The organism is Bacteroides nordii, from assembly GCF_019930665.1.
In the GTDB taxonomy this organism is placed as follows: domain Bacteria; phylum Bacteroidota; class Bacteroidia; order Bacteroidales; family Bacteroidaceae; genus Bacteroides; species Bacteroides nordii.
The window spans coordinates 1,424,443-1,441,640 of record NZ_CP082886.1 but is presented as its reverse complement, the minus strand read 5'-3'; the positions used below and the strand labels follow the sequence as shown (position 1 = coordinate 1,441,640).

The 17,198-nt window shown below is 44.4% G+C and carries 12 protein-coding genes; 9 read left to right on the top strand and 3 right to left on the bottom strand.

Going from position 1 to position 17,198, the window contains the following annotated elements:
- Positions 1–40: 40 nt before the first annotated feature.
- A complete protein-coding gene (gene glmS, locus K8P02_RS05530) occupies positions 41–1,885 on the bottom strand; it encodes a glutamine--fructose-6-phosphate transaminase (isomerizing) (protein ID WP_002560822.1) in 1,845 nt (614 codons plus the stop codon).
- A 366-nt stretch (positions 1,886–2,251) separates the two neighbouring features.
- On the opposite strand from glmS, the gene gltB reads away from it, so the two are divergent.
- The 3 genes from gltB (at position 2,252) to asnB (ending at position 10,113) form a co-directional block, all read left to right on the top strand.
- Positions 2,252–6,838, top strand: a complete 4,587-nt coding sequence (gltB, locus tag K8P02_RS05525) for a glutamate synthase large subunit (protein WP_223382097.1) — start codon at positions 2,252–2,254, stop codon at positions 6,836–6,838.
- A 124-nt stretch (positions 6,839–6,962) separates the two neighbouring features.
- The gene (locus K8P02_RS05520) at positions 6,963–8,297 is read left to right on the top strand and encodes a glutamate synthase subunit beta (protein WP_223382095.1); all 1,335 of its coding nucleotides are present in this window, start codon (positions 6,963–6,965) and stop codon (positions 8,295–8,297) included.
- Positions 8,298–8,448: 151 nt separating this feature from the next.
- Positions 8,449–10,113: an asparagine synthase B gene (gene asnB, locus K8P02_RS05515; protein WP_025867946.1), complete on the top strand. Its 1,665-nt coding sequence runs from the start codon at positions 8,449–8,451 to the stop codon at positions 10,111–10,113.
- A gap of 226 nt (positions 10,114–10,339) precedes the next feature.
- On the opposite strand, the gene K8P02_RS05510 is transcribed toward asnB, so the two are convergent.
- On the bottom strand, positions 10,340–10,504 hold the full coding sequence (locus tag K8P02_RS05510) for a hypothetical protein (protein ID WP_162173720.1): 165 nt from the start codon (positions 10,502–10,504) through the stop codon (positions 10,340–10,342).
- 51 nt (positions 10,505–10,555) lie between these two features.
- On the opposite strand from K8P02_RS05510, the gene K8P02_RS05505 reads away from it, so the two are divergent.
- Positions 10,556–11,317 (top strand): glycerophosphodiester phosphodiesterase family protein, encoded by a 762-nt coding sequence (locus K8P02_RS05505; RefSeq protein WP_025867947.1) that lies wholly within the window; start codon positions 10,556–10,558, stop codon positions 11,315–11,317.
- Positions 11,318–11,427: 110 nt separating this feature from the next.
- Here the strand turns inward: K8P02_RS05505 and K8P02_RS05500 are convergent, their stop codons facing one another.
- Positions 11,428–11,724 (bottom strand): thioredoxin family protein, encoded by a 297-nt coding sequence (locus K8P02_RS05500; protein WP_002560828.1) that lies wholly within the window; start codon positions 11,722–11,724, stop codon positions 11,428–11,430.
- Positions 11,725–12,240: 516 nt separating this feature from the next.
- Here K8P02_RS05500 and dapF point away from each other — a divergent pair.
- The 5 genes from dapF (at position 12,241) to K8P02_RS05475 (ending at position 17,177) form a co-directional block, all read left to right on the top strand.
- On the top strand, positions 12,241–13,050 hold the full coding sequence (dapF, locus tag K8P02_RS05495; protein ID WP_025867948.1) for a diaminopimelate epimerase: 810 nt from the start codon (positions 12,241–12,243) through the stop codon (positions 13,048–13,050).
- 56 nt (positions 13,051–13,106) lie between these two features.
- On the top strand, positions 13,107–14,339 hold the full coding sequence (locus K8P02_RS05490) for an LL-diaminopimelate aminotransferase (protein WP_025867949.1): 1,233 nt from the start codon (positions 13,107–13,109) through the stop codon (positions 14,337–14,339).
- A 216-nt stretch (positions 14,340–14,555) separates the two neighbouring features.
- Positions 14,556–15,269: a hypothetical protein gene (locus tag K8P02_RS05485; RefSeq protein ID WP_025867950.1), complete on the top strand. Its 714-nt coding sequence runs from the start codon at positions 14,556–14,558 to the stop codon at positions 15,267–15,269.
- 34 nt (positions 15,270–15,303) lie between these two features.
- On the top strand, positions 15,304–15,660 hold the full coding sequence (locus tag K8P02_RS05480; RefSeq protein WP_002560832.1) for a P-II family nitrogen regulator: 357 nt from the start codon (positions 15,304–15,306) through the stop codon (positions 15,658–15,660).
- Positions 15,661–15,734: 74 nt separating this feature from the next.
- Positions 15,735–17,177 carry an ammonium transporter gene (locus K8P02_RS05475; protein WP_007485083.1) on the top strand — a complete coding sequence of 481 codons (1,443 nt, stop codon included), beginning with the start codon at positions 15,735–15,737 and terminating at the stop codon, positions 17,175–17,177.
- The last annotated feature ends 21 nt before the right edge of the window (positions 17,178–17,198 follow it).

The window sequence follows — 17,198 nt, the reverse complement described above, 5'->3', positions numbered from 1 at the left end:
TCCCAATCGTAAATTGTCAATCGTCTAATCGTAAATCCCTTTATTCTACCGTTACCGACTTCGCCAGATTCCTTGGCTGATCCACATCCATCCCTTTACATACCGCCACATGATAAGCAAGCAATTGTAAAGGCATTGTGGTAATAAGCGGATCAAGACACTCCAGTGTTTCGGGAAGTTCGATACAATAATCAGCTACTTTGCTGATCACTGTGTCTCCTTCGGTGACAACAGCTATAACTTTTCCCTTACGGGCCTTTATCTCTTGTATGTTGCTGAGTACTTTTTCATACATTCCATTTTGAGTAGCAATAACTACCACAGGCATTTCGGCATCAATCAAAGCAATAGGGCCATGCTTCATCTCTGCTGCCGGATAACCTTCAGCATGAATATATGAGATTTCTTTCAGCTTCAAAGCTCCCTCCAGAGCTACCGGATACGAATACCCGCGACCAAGATAGATAAAATTATGCGCATACGTGAATATTTTAGATAATTCTGCGATTTTATCATTCAGTTTCAGGACTTTTTTCATTTTTTCAGGGATGCGGCTCAATTCGTGTACTACACCAAGGAAATGGGCCTCATCGATGTTTTGCTTCTCCCGCGCCAATGTCAGTGCAAGCATAGTGAGCACCGTAACCTGTCCGGTGAAAGCCTTGGTAGATGCCACACCTATTTCGGGACCTACATGTATATAAGAACCTGTGTGCGTAGCACGCGGTATAGACGAACCGATAGCATTACAAATGCCGTAGATAAATGCACCACGGCTTTTTGCCAACTCAACGGCAGCCAGTGTATCGGCAGTCTCACCACTCTGAGAGATAGCAATCACAACATCACTTTCGTCAATCACCGGGTCGCGGTAACGGAATTCGGATGCATATTCCACCTCCACCGGAATGCGGCAGAGACTTTCAATTAAGTGTTTGCCTATCAACCCGGCATGCCAGGAGGTTCCGCAGGCTACAATGACAAAACGCTTTGCTTTCAGAAGTCTCTCCTTATAATCAATGACGGCCGAAAGCACAACATTGTTACTCTCTACATTGATACGCCCACGCATACAATCATAGATGCAATCGGGTTGTTCGAATATCTCTTTCAGCATAAAATGCGGATAACCACCCTTTTCCAGTTGCCCTAAGTTTAACTCTACCTTTGTCACTTCAGGAGTCATCTCCACATTGTTCAGATTCACCACTTTCAGCTCCCTGTCCCGGTGTATCACTGCTATCTCTTCATCTTCCAGATATACTACCTTATCAGTATATTCTACAATAGGAGTGGCATCCGAAGCCAAGAAAAACTCATCTTCACCAATGCCCACCACCAACGGACTGCTTTTACGCGCTGCAATAATTTCATCGGGATGATCCTTCTCCAATACGGCAATAGCATACGCACCAATCACCTCACGCAATGCCAGTTGTACGGCTGTCAGCAAATCGAGGTTATTAGTCACTTTCATATATTCTATTAATTGTACGAGTACCTCGGTATCAGTACTGCTTTTGAATGTATAGCCTTTGGCCTGGAGTTTTTCTTTGAGAACGGCGTAGTTTTCGATGATACCGTTATGGATGAGAGCGAGAGTTTCGGAAGAGGAATAATGAGGATGGGCATTAACTGAACAAGGTTCTCCGTGAGTAGCCCAACGTGTATGTGCAATACCAATATTACCGGAAATATCTTTCTGTGTGACAAAATTTTCCAGTTCGGAGACTTTTCCTTTCGTCTTATACACATTCAACTGTTGGTTGTTACTGATTAGTGCTACCCCAGCGCTGTCGTATCCCCGATACTCCAGTCGCTTCAGCCCTTTGACAAGGATGGGGTAGGCTTCTTTTTTACCAATGTAGCCTACAATTCCACACATATTATCCTATTTTTATGTTTTCAGGGTACAAAGATATACAATTATAATAACATAAAGATTATTTTTACTATAAATATTTGACATAAGCATAGAAAAAAGTTATTTTTACGTCAAAACGTTAATTTTTCTATTATTTTATTCTCAAAAAGAAAGTAGTTTCAAATTTTAATAAAAAGACTTTCACTACCTTTCACATTAACATAAAAAACCGACATTGAACTACCAATTTATAACTTCAACATGAAGTATATGTAATTTATGTCACAATAAGCACTAATAAAGATATCAAAATGAAATTAAATCAATACTTTTGCAAAACAAAAAGACAGCATAAATAGGTATTATCATACAATAAAGCTAAACAGAATGAAGAAAAGAGAACTTTTTAACAACGAAACAAAAGAACTGCCTTACCAGCGACAGCCTGAACAACAGGGTTTGTATGATGCAGCAAACGAACACGATGCCTGCGGAGTAGGTATGCTGGTAAACATTCATGGAGAGAAATCGCACGACATTGTAGAGTCGGCACTCAAAGTACTCGAAAACATGCGTCACCGCGGAGCTGAAGGAGCTGATAATAAAACCGGAGATGGTGCAGGTATCATGTTACAGATTCCTCATGAATTCATTTTATTACAAGGTATCCCCGTACCCGAAAAAGGACGTTACGGCACAGGACTGATCTTTTTGCCAAAAGAGCCGAAAGACCAGGCAGACATTCTGAGTATTATTATTGAAGAGACTGAAAAGGAAGGACTTACACTCATGCACCTGCGCAATGTGCCTACCTGCCCTGAAATTTTAGGAGAAGCCGCACTGGCAGCAGAACCGGACATAAAACAGATTTTTATCACCGGATTTACAGAAACAGAAACGGCCGACCGTAAATTATATATAATAAGGAAGAAGATTGAAAACAGGATACGCAACTCTTCCATCGCCACAAAGGACGATTTCTATATCGTTTCACTATCAACAAAAAGCATTATCTACAAAGGTATGCTTTCGTCACTGCAACTACGCAACTACTTCCCGGACCTCACAAACAGTTACTTCACCAGTGGATTAGCATTGGTACATTCACGTTTCAGTACAAACACTTTCCCAACATGGGGACTGGCACAACCTTTCCGCTTACTTGCCCACAATGGTGAAATCAATACGATCCGTGGTAATCGGGGATGGATGGAAGCACGCGAAAGTGTTCTTTCATCTCCTACCCTGGGAGATATTAAAGAGATACGTCCCATCATTCAGCCAGGGATGAGTGACAGTGCCTCACTGGATAATGTGCTGGAGTTTCTTGTGATGTCCGGTCTCAGCCTGCCTCATGCCATGGCTATGCTCGTACCGGAATCTTTCAACGAGAAGAATCCAATCAGTGAGGAGTTGAAAGCCTTCTACGAATATCATTCCATTCTAATGGAACCATGGGATGGCCCTGCCGCACTACTCTTCAGTGACGGACGCTATGCAGGAGGAATGCTCGACCGCAATGGGTTACGTCCGGCACGTTATCTTATCACTAAAAACGACATGATGGTAGTAGCCAGCGAAGTAGGTGTGATGGACTTTGAGCCGGGAGATATCAAAGAAAAAGGACGCCTGCAGCCTGGCAAAATCTTACTGGTAGATACCGAAAAGGGAGAAATATATTATGATGACGAACTGAAACAACAATTGGCAAATGCCAAACCCTATCGGAACTGGCTGTCAGCCAACCGCATTGAACTGGATGAGCTGAAAAGTGGACGCAAAGTTCCTCACAGCATAGAGAGGTACGATTGTATGTTACGCACTTTCGGCTATTCGAAAGAGGATATAGAAAAGATTATCAGCCCGATGGCTACCACCGGGGCAGAACCGATTCATTCAATGGGTAACGACACTCCATTGGCAATACTTTCGGACAAGCCGCAACTGTTATACAACTACTTTCGCCAACAGTTTGCCCAAGTGACCAATCCTCCCATTGACCCCATCCGGGAAGAACTGGTAATGTCGCTGACTGAATATATCGGAGCAGTAGGGATGAATATTCTAACACCAAGCGAGAGCCATTGTAAAATGGTACGCCTGAACCACCCTATCTTGAATAATACTCAACTGGATATTCTGTGCAACATTCGTTACAAAGGTTTCAACACAATAAAACTGCCCATGCTTTTTGAAATATCACGTGGTAAGGCGGGGTTGCAGGAAGCCTTGAACAATCTATGCAAGCAAGCGGAAGAGTCAGTGGCAGACGGAGTAAACTACATTGTACTGACGGACCGTGACGTAAATGCTACACATGCAGCCATCCCCTCGTTATTGGCTGTAAGTGCAGTGCACCATCACCTTATAGCGGTAGGAAAACGTGTGCAGACAGCCCTCATTGTAGAGAGCGGTGAAATACGCGAAGTGATGCATGCTGCTCTGTTACTTGGTTTCGGAGCAAGTGCACTGAATCCCTATATGGCATTTGCCGTCCTCGACAAACTGGTGGCGGAAAAAGAGATTCAACTGGACTATGCCACAGCAGAGAAGAATTATATCAAAGCCATCTGCAAGGGATTGTTCAAAGTAATGAGTAAAATGGGTATCAGTACCATCCGTTCTTATCGGGGAGCCAAAATATTTGAAGCCATAGGTCTGAGTGAAGAGTTAAGCAACGCCTACTTTGGCGGGTTAAGTTCACGTATCGGCGGTATCCGTCTGGAAGAAATAGCACAGGATGCTATTGCAGTTGAAAGTGAAAAGTTGAAAGCTGAAAGTTCTATGCAGCATAGCGGTACAGCCGGCTCTCAACCCTCAACTGGCAACTCTCAACTAAAGAATCGTGGCATCTATACTTTCCGCAAAGATGGAGAAAGACATGCGTGGAACCCGGAAACGATCAGTACCCTGCAATTGGCAACACGCCTGGGCAGCTATAAAAAATTCAAAGAGTTTACCACCATGGTGGACGAAAAAGAAGCTCCCATCTTCCTTCGTGACTTCCTTTCGTTCAAACGTAACCCGATCAGTATAGACCGTGTTGAACCAGTAGAAAACATACTGCGGCGATTCGTAACGGGTGCTATGAGTTATGGCTCTATCAGCCGCGAAGCACACGAAGCCATGGCTATAGCCATGAACAAAATACACGGACGAAGCAACACAGGCGAAGGCGGGGAAGATGCCGAACGTTTCACTCCCCGTCCGGATGGAACCAACCTGCGTAGTGCTATTAAACAGGTTGCTTCAGGACGCTTTGGTGTAACTGCCGAATATCTTGTTAATGCAGATGAGATACAAATAAAGATAGCTCAGGGAGCTAAACCGGGCGAAGGAGGTCAATTGCCGGGTTACAAGGTAGATCAGGTGATTGCCAAAACGCGCCACTCCATACCGGGCATCTCACTAATCTCTCCCCCACCTCACCATGACATCTACTCCATCGAGGATCTGGCACAGCTTATCTTCGACTTGAAGAATGTAAACCCGAAAGCCAAAATCAGCGTAAAACTGGTAGCCGAAAGCGGAGTAGGAACCATCGCTGCCGGGGTAGCAAAGGCAAAGGCTGACCTGATTGTAATCTCTGGTGCAGAAGGAGGTACAGGAGCTTCACCTGCTTCATCTATCCGTTATGCAGGTATCTCTCCGGAACTGGGACTAAGCGAAACGCAACAGACACTGGTGCTGAACGGGCTTCGCGGACAGGTTATGCTGCAAGTGGACGGACAACTGAAAACCGGACGTGACATTATTCTAATGGCTATGTTAGGTGCAGAGGAGTTTGGTTTTGCAACTTCCGCACTGATTGTACTGGGCTGCGTGATGATGCGCAAATGCCATATGAATACCTGTCCCGTCGGAGTTGCTACACAAAATGAAGAGTTACGCAAACGCTTCCACGGACGAAGCGAATATCTGGTCAACTTCTTCACATTCCTGGCACAAGAGGTACGAGAGTATCTGGCAGAAATTGGTGTGGAAAGACTCGATGATATCATTGGACGCACCGACCTCATTGAACGCAAACCGGATAACGGAAACGAAAAGCACCGTCTCATTGATTTCAGCAAACTGCTCACACGCATAGAGAGCAGTGCAGCCATCCATCACGTCAGTGATCAGGATCATGGTATCTCTGCCGTAAAAGACGTAACAATCTTAAGTGCTGCCAAAGAGGCTATCGAACATCAAAAAGAGGTGTCATTGGAGTATACCATTGCCAATACGGATCGCGCGGTGGGCGCTATGCTTTCGGGGGCCATTGCTTCACGGTATGGCGCAAAAGGATTACCGGAACATACACTGAACATTAAATTTAAAGGTTCTGCCGGACAATCTTTCGGCGCATTCCTTACACCAGGAGTTAGTTTTAAACTGGAAGGCGAAGCAAATGATTACCTTGGCAAAGGATTGAGTGGCGGACGTATCGCTGTGCTTCCGCCCGTACGAAGTAACTTTGAGGCAGAGAAGAATACAATTGCCGGGAACACCTTATTATATGGAGCTACCAGCGGAGAGGTTTATATCAATGGCCGCGTGGGAGAACGCTTTGCTGTCCGCAACTCGGGTGCCATAGCCGTAGTAGAAGGCGTAGGCGATCATTGCTGCGAATATATGACAGGCGGACGTGTGGTAGTTTTAGGACAAACGGGCCGGAACTTTGCTGCCGGAATGAGTGGCGGTGTGGCTTATGTGTGGAACAAAGAGGGTAACTTTGACTACTTCTGTAACATGGAAATGGTAGAACTATCTCTTATCGAAGAAGCAAGCTACCGCAAAGAATTACACGAACTCATCCGCCAGCACTACCTCTACACCGGCAGTAAATTAGCCCGTATCATGCTCGACGATTGGAACCGCTATGCAGACGAATTCATCCAGGTGGTACCTATCGAATACAAAAAGGTTTTGCAGGAGGAACAAATGCGAAAGCTACAACAGAAAATTGCGGATATGCAAAGAGACTATTAAATAGTGATAAGTGGGTTAGTGAGTAGTGATTAGTACCATGCGGTATAATAGCGCAGCCACTTATCACTAATCACTTACCACTAATCACTTATCGCTTATCACTAATCACTAATTCATTATCATCATGGGAGATCCTAAAGCATTTTTAACCATACGCCGTCAGGAGGCCGGATATCGCCCCGTATATGAACGTATCACTGACTATAGTGAAGTAGAACAAACCCTTAACACCCACGACCGTAAGCTACAAGCATCACGCTGTATGGACTGTGGTGTACCCTTCTGCCACTGGGCATGCCCGTTGGGTAACAAACAACCTGAGTGGCAAGACGCCCTCTACAAAGGAAAGTGGAAAGAAGCTTATGAAATACTGGCTGCCACGTGTGACTTTCCGGAGTTTACAGGGCGTATCTGTCCGGCACTTTGTGAGAAAAGTTGTGTATTGAAACTGTCTTGTGATGAACCTGTGACTATCCGGGAGAACGAGGCAGCTATCATAGAAGCTGCTTTCCGGGAGGGATATGTCATACCGGTAATGCCACAACGCAATGGAAAACAGGTAGCTGTGATTGGTGCAGGCCCTGCCGGACTGGCAGCAGCCAACCAACTAAACCGGAAAGGATACACCGTCACTCTGTTCGACAAGGCAGAGGCTCCGGGAGGACTGCTACGTTTCGGTATCCCCAACTTCAAACTGAACAAAAATATCATAGACCGCCGTATCCAACTACTTAAAGCAGAGGGTATCCGTTTTGAAATGAATACAACCATAGATCCCACCCATCTGCCGGAAGGGTTCGACGCATATTGCATCTGTACCGGAGCAGAGACGCCACGAGATCTTCTTATCCCGGGGCGTGAATTAAAAGGTATACATTTCGCCTTGGAAATGCTTTCGCAACAGAACCGGATTGTGGAAGGACAAACCTTCTCTAAAGATAAACTGGTAAGTGCTAAAGGAAAAAAAGTACTTGTTATCGGTGGTGGCGATACCGGATCGGACTGTATCGGAACCAGTATACGTCAGGGAGCTATTAGCGTAACACAGATAGAGATCATGCCACAGCCACCCGTTGGGCACAATGACGCTACTCCATGGCCGCAATGGCCCGTAGTACTCAAAACGACTTCTTCACACGAAGAAGGTTGTACCCGCCGTTGGTCGCTCACTTCCAACCAATTCATTGGTAAAAATGGCAAAGTAACCGGCGTAGAAGTTGAACAAGTGGAGTGGACACCTTCTACTGATGGAGGACGCCCCACGATGGTACCAACCGGAAAGAAAGAGATTATCGAAGCCGATATAGTATTGCTTGCAATGGGATTCCTCAAACCGGAACAGCCAGAATTCCCCAAGAATGTATTCATCGCCGGTGATGCAGCAACCGGAGCGAGCCTTGTTGTACGTGCCATGGCGGGAGGACGAAAAATTGCTGCTGAGATAGATAAAACGATCTGATTTACGATTGGACTATTTACGATTTACGATTGAAGTTACTACAAGTAATCGTAAATCATCAATCGTAAATCAAAGTAACATCAATCGTAAATTGTCCAATCGTAAATCAAAGTAATTTCAATCGTAAATCGTAAAATCGTAAATCAAAATTATGTGTGGAATAGTAGGTATATTCAAGATTAAGAGCCAATCAGAAGAGTTGCGGAACAAAGCGTTACGCATGGCACAAAAAATCCGTCATCGTGGTCCGGATTGGAGTGGTATTTACACCGGAGGCAGTGCGATCCTTGCACACGAACGCCTTTCCATTGTAGATCCGCAAAGTGGAGGACAGCCCCTTTACTCTCCCAACCGTAAACAAATTCTTGCCGTTAACGGCGAAATCTATAATCACCGTGAAATACGTACCCGGTATGCCGGACGCTATGAATTCCGGACAGGTAGTGACTGCGAAGTCATTCTGGCACTTTACCAGGACAAAGGTATTCATTTCCTCGAAGAGTTGAACGGCATCTTCGCTTTTGCTCTTTACGATGAAGAACGGGATGAATTCCTTATCGCCCGTGACCCTATTGGCGTAATACCTCTTTATATAGGACATGATGCAGATGGAACAATCTACGTAGCCAGTGAACTGAAAGCTCTTGAAGGTTTCTGTGACGAATACGAACCATTCCTTCCCGGCCATTATTTTTATAGTAAAGAGGGAAAAATGAAACAATGGTACACCCGCGACTGGACAGACTATGAAGCAGTAAAAAACAACCCTGCCTCTGTAACCGACTTACACGATGCACTTGAAGAAGCCGTACACCGCCAATTGATGAGTGACGTGCCTTATGGTGTACTACTGAGCGGAGGGTTGGATTCTTCAGTGATCTCAGCCATAGCCAAGAAATATGCTGCCAAACGTATCGAAACCGATGGAGCCAGTGATGCTTGGTGGCCACAGCTCCACTCCTTTGCAATCGGTCTGAAAGGAGCCCCCGATCTTATCAAAGCCCGCGAAGTTGCCGAATATATCGGAACCGTACATCACGAAATAAATTATACCATTCAGGAAGGTCTCGATGCACTTCGTGATGTTATCTACTTTATCGAAACATACGACGTTACCACCGTTCGCGCCTCTACCCCAATGTATCTGCTGGGACGCGTTATCAAATCAATGGGAATCAAAATGGTACTTAGTGGTGAAGGAGCAGATGAGATATTCGGCGGTTATCTCTACTTCCACAAAGCACCCGACGCCCGTGCCTTTCATGATGAAACCGTTCGTAAACTCTCCAAACTGTATCTTTATGATTGCCTGCGGGCCAACAAAAGTTTGTCGGCCTGGGGAGTAGAAGGACGCGTTCCATTCCTCGATAAAGAGTTTCTGGATGTTGCCATGCGCCTCAACCCGAAAGCTAAAATGGCTCCGGGTAAAGTGATAGAAAAGAAAATTGTGCGTGAAGCCTTTGCAGATATGTTGCCCGAAAGTGTAGCATGGAGACAAAAAGAACAATTCAGTGACGGAGTAGGCTACAGTTGGATTGATACATTGAAAGCAATCACTGCCACCGCTATAAGTGATGAACAAATGGCAAAGGCGGCAGACCGTTTCCCGGTCAACACACCGCAGAATAAAGAAGAATATTATTACCGAAGCATCTTCGAAGAACACTTCCCCAGTGCATCGGCGGCAAGATGTGTACCAAGTGTACCAAGCGTAGCTTGCTCCACAGCAGAAGCATTGGCATGGGACGCTTCCTTCCAGGGCAAGAATGAACCAAGCGGACGAGCCGTAAAAGATGTGCACGAAGAAGCTTACTAACTATTAATGTGAATCAATAGTTGGATATTCAGTTCAAAGTTGTTCAGAAGTGAACTGAACTCACCACAGAGTTTCACAGAGTACTATTTATCTGATGAAACGCAGATTAGCACAAATAAACTATCGCACGGCGTACCTTTCCATGCGGAATAGGTTTTCAACTGCTGATTCGGATTAACAAGTAAAAAACATTGATTTTTCACTCTGTGTGCAGTGTATACTTTCACTACATGGAGACTACGCCTTGCCTGCATGCAGCCAAGGCGTAGTCTGTACACCCCCTCTCAAATACCTCAGGAGCATTGTAATATTCCTGTAACTCCATTCTCCCTATCAGTCCATTTATATCACTCTTTTCACACAAATTCGCAATCCATAACTTGCAATTCATAATATCTTCTTTACCTTTGTCTCACTCTACTAACTCACAGAATTATATAGTATGAAAATAAAGAAAATCCTTCTTACCTCCGCCCTGATTCTCTCAACTTACAGTGCAATAGCTCAAACCCAGGTTATCGCCCATCGTGGTTACTGGAAAACAGATGGTTCGGCACAAAACAGTATCGCTGCCCTCCTGAAGGCTGATTCTATCGGTTGCTACGGTTCCGAATTTGATGTGTGGCTCACAGCTGATGATAAATTAGTGGTGAATCATGATCCTATTTTCAAACTAAAAAGCATGGAACGTTCCACGGCTGCAACACTCACCTCACTCAAACTGGACAATGGTGAACAGCTCCCCACACTGGAACAATATCTCAAAGCTGCCAAGAAAACCAAAACACAGCTCATCCTCGAACTAAAAGCGCATAGCAGACCCGAACGCGAAACGCTGGCTGTTGAAAAAATAGTAAATATGGTCAAGAAGTTAGGATTGGAAAAGAGAATGGAGTACATTACCTTTTCATTGCATGCCACCAAAGAGTTTATCCGGTTGGCACCTGCCGGTACGCCTGTATTCTACCTGGATGGAAAATTAACCCCGAAAGAATTAAAAGAAATGGGATGTGCCGGACCGGATTATCACCTGAGTGTTTTCCAGAGACATCCCGAATGGATCAAAGAATGTCATGACCTGGGACTGAAAGCTAATGCCTGGACGGTAAACAAACCCAAAGATATGAAATGGCTCATCGAAAAGAATATAGATTTCATTACTACGAACGAGCCGATTCTATTGCAGGAGAAGGTGAGAAATTAGTGATTAGCGATTAGTGATTAGTGATTAGTGGGCTGCGCTATTATTTGCACTAATCATTCCTTCACTAATCGCTAATCACTCCTTCGCTAATCACTAATTTCTCCTATTTCTCAGAACTCCGATAACACCAGCCGGAGCTGATCAACGGTCAATTCGCCTATCTGCCTCCATAACTCCTTGCCTCTATGCAGCAAAACGAATGCCGGCACAGTTCCTATATTATAAGAATCGGCCACTGCTTTATCGGTCTCAATATTTACTTCAATAAGTTCAACTACTCTTTTCTCATACTCATTGATAGCCGGTTCCAGCCAATTATAATGGGGAGCCCAGTCGGCATAAAAGAAAATCAAAACCAAGTGACTGGTTTGAGCTGCTGCCTCTAATTGTTTGGTTACATCATCCATTGTTTATTGTTTTTTTATAATTATACCCCACATCAACAAAAGCAATAAGAAAAGGTTTCACTATAACTGGTTTTATAACGAATATAAGCCCGATTTATAATCACATTATTAGTACTTCACATATCGGGTGATACTAATTAAAAAATAAACGATACACCGTATACCGTTTCAAACAGACAAAAAGACAGTAATCAGCACAATATCCTTTTCATTTTGTCAATTCCAAAGTACCCTTTTTTGTACCCAAAGCACCTCAATTGATCTAAATCAAGTATTCAAGCCTCTCATATATAACGGAAGAATATGCAAAACAAAATACCCCTATAATAGTTTATTAGTATATCGCCCTTTTACATTTCAAATTACAAGCATACACACCCCTATTTAACAAGATTGAAAGATTCAACAAATTAAATAGATATTAGATATGTATTTAAGCGAAACATAAAGCAAAAAGACATATCTTTGCATTGTAATAAAACAAAAGGATATATCAATTGATAAATAAAGAGCAAAATGATAAAAAGAATTCAATTCACTAAAATGCATGGAGCGGGCAATGATTATATCTATGTAGATACTACCAGATACCCAGTCACAAATCCGGAGAAGAAAGCCATTGAATGGAGTGCATACCACACGGGAATAGGAAGCGACGGACTTGTTTTGATTGGCACTTCTGATAAAGCAGACTTCAGTATGCGCATTTTCAATGCAGACGGCTCGGAAGCAATGATGTGTGGCAATGCAAGCCGATGTATAGGCAAATACTTATTCGAATATGGATTGACCAGCAGAACGGTCATTACTCTGGATACGCTCTCAGGCATCAAAATACTAAAACTTAATGTAGAAAACGAAACAGTAACGGCTGTTACAGTAGATATGGGAGAACCGTCGGAGATAGGAATCATTGACTTCAGCGATACATATTCATATGTTTCTACCAAAGTATCTATGGGAAATCCGCATCTGGTAACTTTTGTGGAGGATATTAACGGAATAGAGCTCCAAAAGATTGGTCCGGAGCTGGAAAACAACCCACTTTTCCCCGACCGTACCAACGTAGAATTTGCACAGGTATTAGACGATCATAAAATAAGAATGCGTGTGTGGGAAAGAGGTTCGGGAATTACCCAAGCCTGTGGAACAGGAGCTTGTGCCACTGCCGTAGCTGCCGTCATAAGAGGTAAAGCCGGACGAAAATCAGATATTATCATGGATGGCGGAACGCTGACCATCGAATGGGATGAGAAAACGAATCACGTGTTTATGACTGGTCCCGCAACAAAGGTTTTTGACGGAACAATAGAAACAGAAGAATAAAAGAGAATAAGAGAGAGAGAGAGTATATAAAACGATAAACTTAAAACAACAACAATATGGCACTTGTAAACGAACATTTCCTGAAATTACCGGGAAGTTATTTATTCTCGGATATTGCGAAAAAAGTAAATACGTTCAGGATCACACACCCGAAGCAAGACATTATCCGCCTGGGTATCGGAGATGTCACCCGTCCATTGCCTCCGGCCTGTATCGAAGCAATGCACAAAGCCGTAGAAGAATTGGCTCATGCCGAAACCTTCCATGGATATGGTCCGGAACAGGGATACGACTTCCTTATCGAAGCCGTTATCAAGAATGACTATGCAGCCCGGGGAATTCACTTTTCCAACTCAGAAGTATTCATCAGTGACGGAGCCAAAAGTGATACGGGAAACATCGGGGATATTCTGCGCCATGACAACAGCGTAGGAGTTACAGACCCTATTTATCCGGTATACATAGACAGCAATGTGATGTGTGGACGCGCAGGCGTATTGGAAGAAGATAGTGGTAAATGGAGTAACGTGACGTACATGCCTTGTACAAGCGAAAACAATTTCATCCCGGAGATACCCGATAAACGTATCGACATTGTGTACCTCTGCTACCCTAACAACCCGACAGGGACAACGCTAACCAAAGCAGAACTGAAGAAATGGGTGGACTATGCACTGGCCAATGATACGCTGATATTGTTTGATGCAGCCTACGAAGCATACATCCGGGAACCAGACGTCCCACACTCCATTTACGAAATCAAAGGAGCCAAAAAATGTGCCATTGAATTCCGAAGCTTCTCAAAGACGGCAGGCTTCACCGGAGTACGTTGCGGATATACCGTAGTGCCCAAAGAACTGACGGCAGCCACACTCGGAGGAGACCGTATCCCTCTGAACCGCCTATGGAATCGCCGGCAATGTACAAAATTCAACGGTACCTCTTATATCACCCAACGGGCTGCTGAAGCGATTTACACCCCGGAAGGAAAAAAGCAGATACAAGAGACCATAGATTATTATATGACCAATGCCCATATCATGAAAGAGGGACTTGAAAGCACCGGACTAAAAGTTTACGGAGGGGTAAATGCTCCCTATCTTTGGGTTAAAACCCCGAACGGAGCAAGTTCATGGAAGTTCTTCGACCAGCTGCTCTACGAAGCCAACGTAGTAGGTACACCGGGTATAGGCTTTGGCCCAAGCGGAGAAGGATATATCCGCCTCACAGCATTTGGTGAACGCAATGATTGTATCGAAGCTATGAGAAGAATAAAAAACTGGCTGTAAAGTCATTGAAAATTAGAAATTAAAACAATCCCCCACCGCTTTTTTTCTATGGTACACGGATAAGACGGATGACGACAGATCTGATTTTATTTCTCTCTGATTCCCTCAACTACTGATTCGCATGATTTTTTAATTTACAAAGATAATAATAGCGCGCTACTATATAACAGTTGGACCGTACATCCACAATTTTTCTAATTTAAAGGTAAAAAGACGATGAAAACGACGATTAACAAAAAATTAGGGGGAGTAGCAGTAGCGATAGTTGGAATACTCATTCCAACAACTACAATGGCACAAGACAAATTTGAGGTTTCACTGGGAGCCGACATAGTAAGCAAATACGTATGGCGTGGTTTCGACCAAGGCTCCGGTGCCTCTGTTCAACCTTCTTTAGGGCTGGCCTATAAAGGAGTATCACTGTCGGCATGGGAAAGCACCAGCATCACAGATCTCGAACCAAAAGAATTCGACATCACATTAGGTTACAGCATTGGTGGATTGGGTATTACAGTGACAGACTACTGGTGGTCCGGCGAAAGCGGTAAATATGGCTATTATAAAGACAGCCATTATTTTGAAGGTGCATTGAGTTACCATTTCGGAGAAAAAGTACCGCTGACTCTGTCCGTAGCAACCATGTTTGCCGGAGCAGATAAGAACCCGGAGGACAACCAGAACTTCTCCACTTACTTCAATGCCTCGTATGATATCGCCTGTCCGGGAGACATCACATTGACTCCCTCCATCGGTGTATCAACTAAATCTTATTTATACACAGGTGAGAAGATCAGCGGCCTCACGGATATCTCGCTGAAGGCAGCCAGATCAATCAAAGTAACAGATAGTTTTTCTATCCCAATCTTTGTACAGGCCACCGTATCACCCGCTATGGACAAGACATATCTGGTGTTCGGCATGAGTTTCTAAAAGAAATACAAAACACACTAATTCAAGAAGGTATATGAAAAAGATTGAAGCTATTATCCGTAAAACCAAATTCGAGGAAGTGAAAGATGCGCTTCTGGATGCAGACATTGAGTGGTTCTCCTACTATGACGTAAGAGGTATAGGCAAAGCACGCCAGGGACGTATTTACCGTGGTGTGGTATATGACACAAGCTCTATTGAGCGAATTCTTATTTCGATTGTAGTACGTGACAAGAATGCAGAAAAGACCGTTCAGGCGATTGTCAGATCAGCACAAACCGGAGAGATCGGAGACGGACGTATTTTTGTTATTCCGATAGAAGATGCTATCCGCATCCGCACAGGAGAGCGAGGCGACATTGCTCTCTATAATGCCGAACAGGAACGATAGCACAGCGTGACCGGATTCCTGATACGGACCATTAGAAAATAAAGAAAGTAGTACAATTCAAAGACATCAAAATTATGGATACATATAGAAAGCACAGCATTACAAAGCTGTGGTTGGCCAGTGCTATGCTTTTTGCACTGTGCTTCGCAACAGAAACACTCGCTCAGGATAGAACCCTTGTAAACGCTACAACAGTAACAACTGCCGTAACGGAAACAATCACTACGGCAACAGAAACTCCGGTTACGGAAACTGCACCGGATACAATAGGAGAATTGGCTAACGGACTGAACACCGTATGGATGTTATTGGCGGCAATGCTGGTATTCTTCATGCAACCGGGGTTTGCACTGGTAGAAGCCGGATTCACAAGGGTAAAGAACACCGCCAATATTCTAATGAAGAACTTTGTCGATTTCATGTTCGGTTCGTTACTCTACTGGTTCATCGGTTTCGGACTGATGTTCGGTGCAGGTGGATTCATCGGTATGCCCCACTTCTTCAACTTGTCGTTCTATGAAGGTGGCGGACTCCCTTCAGAGGGTTTTCTGATATTCCAGACTGTATTTTGTGCCACAGCAGCCACCATTGTCTCAGGGGCTATGGCCGAGCGTACTAAATTCTCTATGTACATCGTTTATACCATCTGCATCAGTGTATTGATCTATCCCATTTCAGGACACTGGACCTGGGGAGGAGGTTGGCTCATGAACGGCGAAGAGGGCTCATTTATGATGAACCTGTTCGGCACAACTTTCCATGACTTTGCCGGTTCAACCGTAGTTCACTCCGTCGGAGGCTGGATAGCATTGGTAGGTGCAGCTATTCTCGGTCCGCGCATTGGTAAATACGGAAAAGACGGGAAGTCAAAAGCCATTCCGGGACACAACCTGACGATTGCAGCATTGGGCGTATTTGTCCTGTGGTTCGGTTGGTTCGGTTTTAACCCCGGTTCTCAATTGGCGGCAGCTTCTACCCCCGATCAGATAGCAATTTCCCATGTGTTTCTTACTACGAATCTGGCAGCTTGTGCCGGTGGTTTCTTCGCCCTCGCAGTGAGCTGGTGGAAATACGGGAAACCCTCTTTATCACTTACACTGAACGGTATCCTTGCCGGATTGGTAGGTATCACAGCCGGATGTGATTGTGTATCGGCAGCAGGAGCTGTACTGATTGGTGCCATCTGTGGGGTTGTAATGATATTCTCGGTAGACTTCATCGACAAAGTGCTGAAAATAGACGACCCCGTAGGTGCAAGCTCCGTACATGGTGTTTGTGGTTTCTTAGGCACACTGCTCACCGGATTGTTCTCTACAAGCGAAGGAGTATTCTATACAGGTACTTTCGGATTCTTTGGAGCACAGGTATTTGGAGCAGTCATAGTAGGTTGTTGGGCAGCCGGCATGGGTTTTGTTATCTTCAAGCTGCTCGATAAAGTTCACGGATTACGTGTTCCGGCACGCATCGAAGAAGAAGGTCTCGACATTTACGAGCACGGAGAATCAGCATATAACTAATCTATCATAATTCCATCAATC

Coding starts and splice junctions, on each gene's coding strand:
- K8P02_RS05505 (WP_025867947.1), top strand. CDS start 10,556: ATGAAAATAAAGAAAATCCTTCTTACCTCCGCCCTGATTCTCTCAACT.
- dapF (WP_025867948.1), top strand. CDS start 12,241: ATGATAAAAAGAATTCAATTCACTAAAATGCATGGAGCGGGCAATGAT.
- K8P02_RS05475 (WP_007485083.1), top strand. CDS start 15,735: ATGGATACATATAGAAAGCACAGCATTACAAAGCTGTGGTTGGCCAGT.
- K8P02_RS05480 (WP_002560832.1), top strand. CDS start 15,304: ATGAAAAAGATTGAAGCTATTATCCGTAAAACCAAATTCGAGGAAGTG.
- glmS (WP_002560822.1), bottom strand. CDS start 1,885: ATGTGTGGAATTGTAGGCTACATTGGTAAAAAAGAAGCCTACCCCATC.
- K8P02_RS05500 (WP_002560828.1), bottom strand. CDS start 11,724: ATGGATGATGTAACCAAACAATTAGAGGCAGCAGCTCAAACCAGTCAC.
- gltB (WP_223382097.1), top strand. CDS start 2,252: ATGAAGAAAAGAGAACTTTTTAACAACGAAACAAAAGAACTGCCTTAC.
- asnB (WP_025867946.1), top strand. CDS start 8,449: ATGTGTGGAATAGTAGGTATATTCAAGATTAAGAGCCAATCAGAAGAG.
- K8P02_RS05485 (WP_025867950.1), top strand. CDS start 14,556: ATGAAAACGACGATTAACAAAAAATTAGGGGGAGTAGCAGTAGCGATA.
- K8P02_RS05520 (WP_223382095.1), top strand. CDS start 6,963: ATGGGAGATCCTAAAGCATTTTTAACCATACGCCGTCAGGAGGCCGGA.
- K8P02_RS05510 (WP_162173720.1), bottom strand. CDS start 10,504: ATGAATTGCAAGTTATGGATTGCGAATTTGTGTGAAAAGAGTGATATA.
- K8P02_RS05490 (WP_025867949.1), top strand. CDS start 13,107: ATGGCACTTGTAAACGAACATTTCCTGAAATTACCGGGAAGTTATTTA.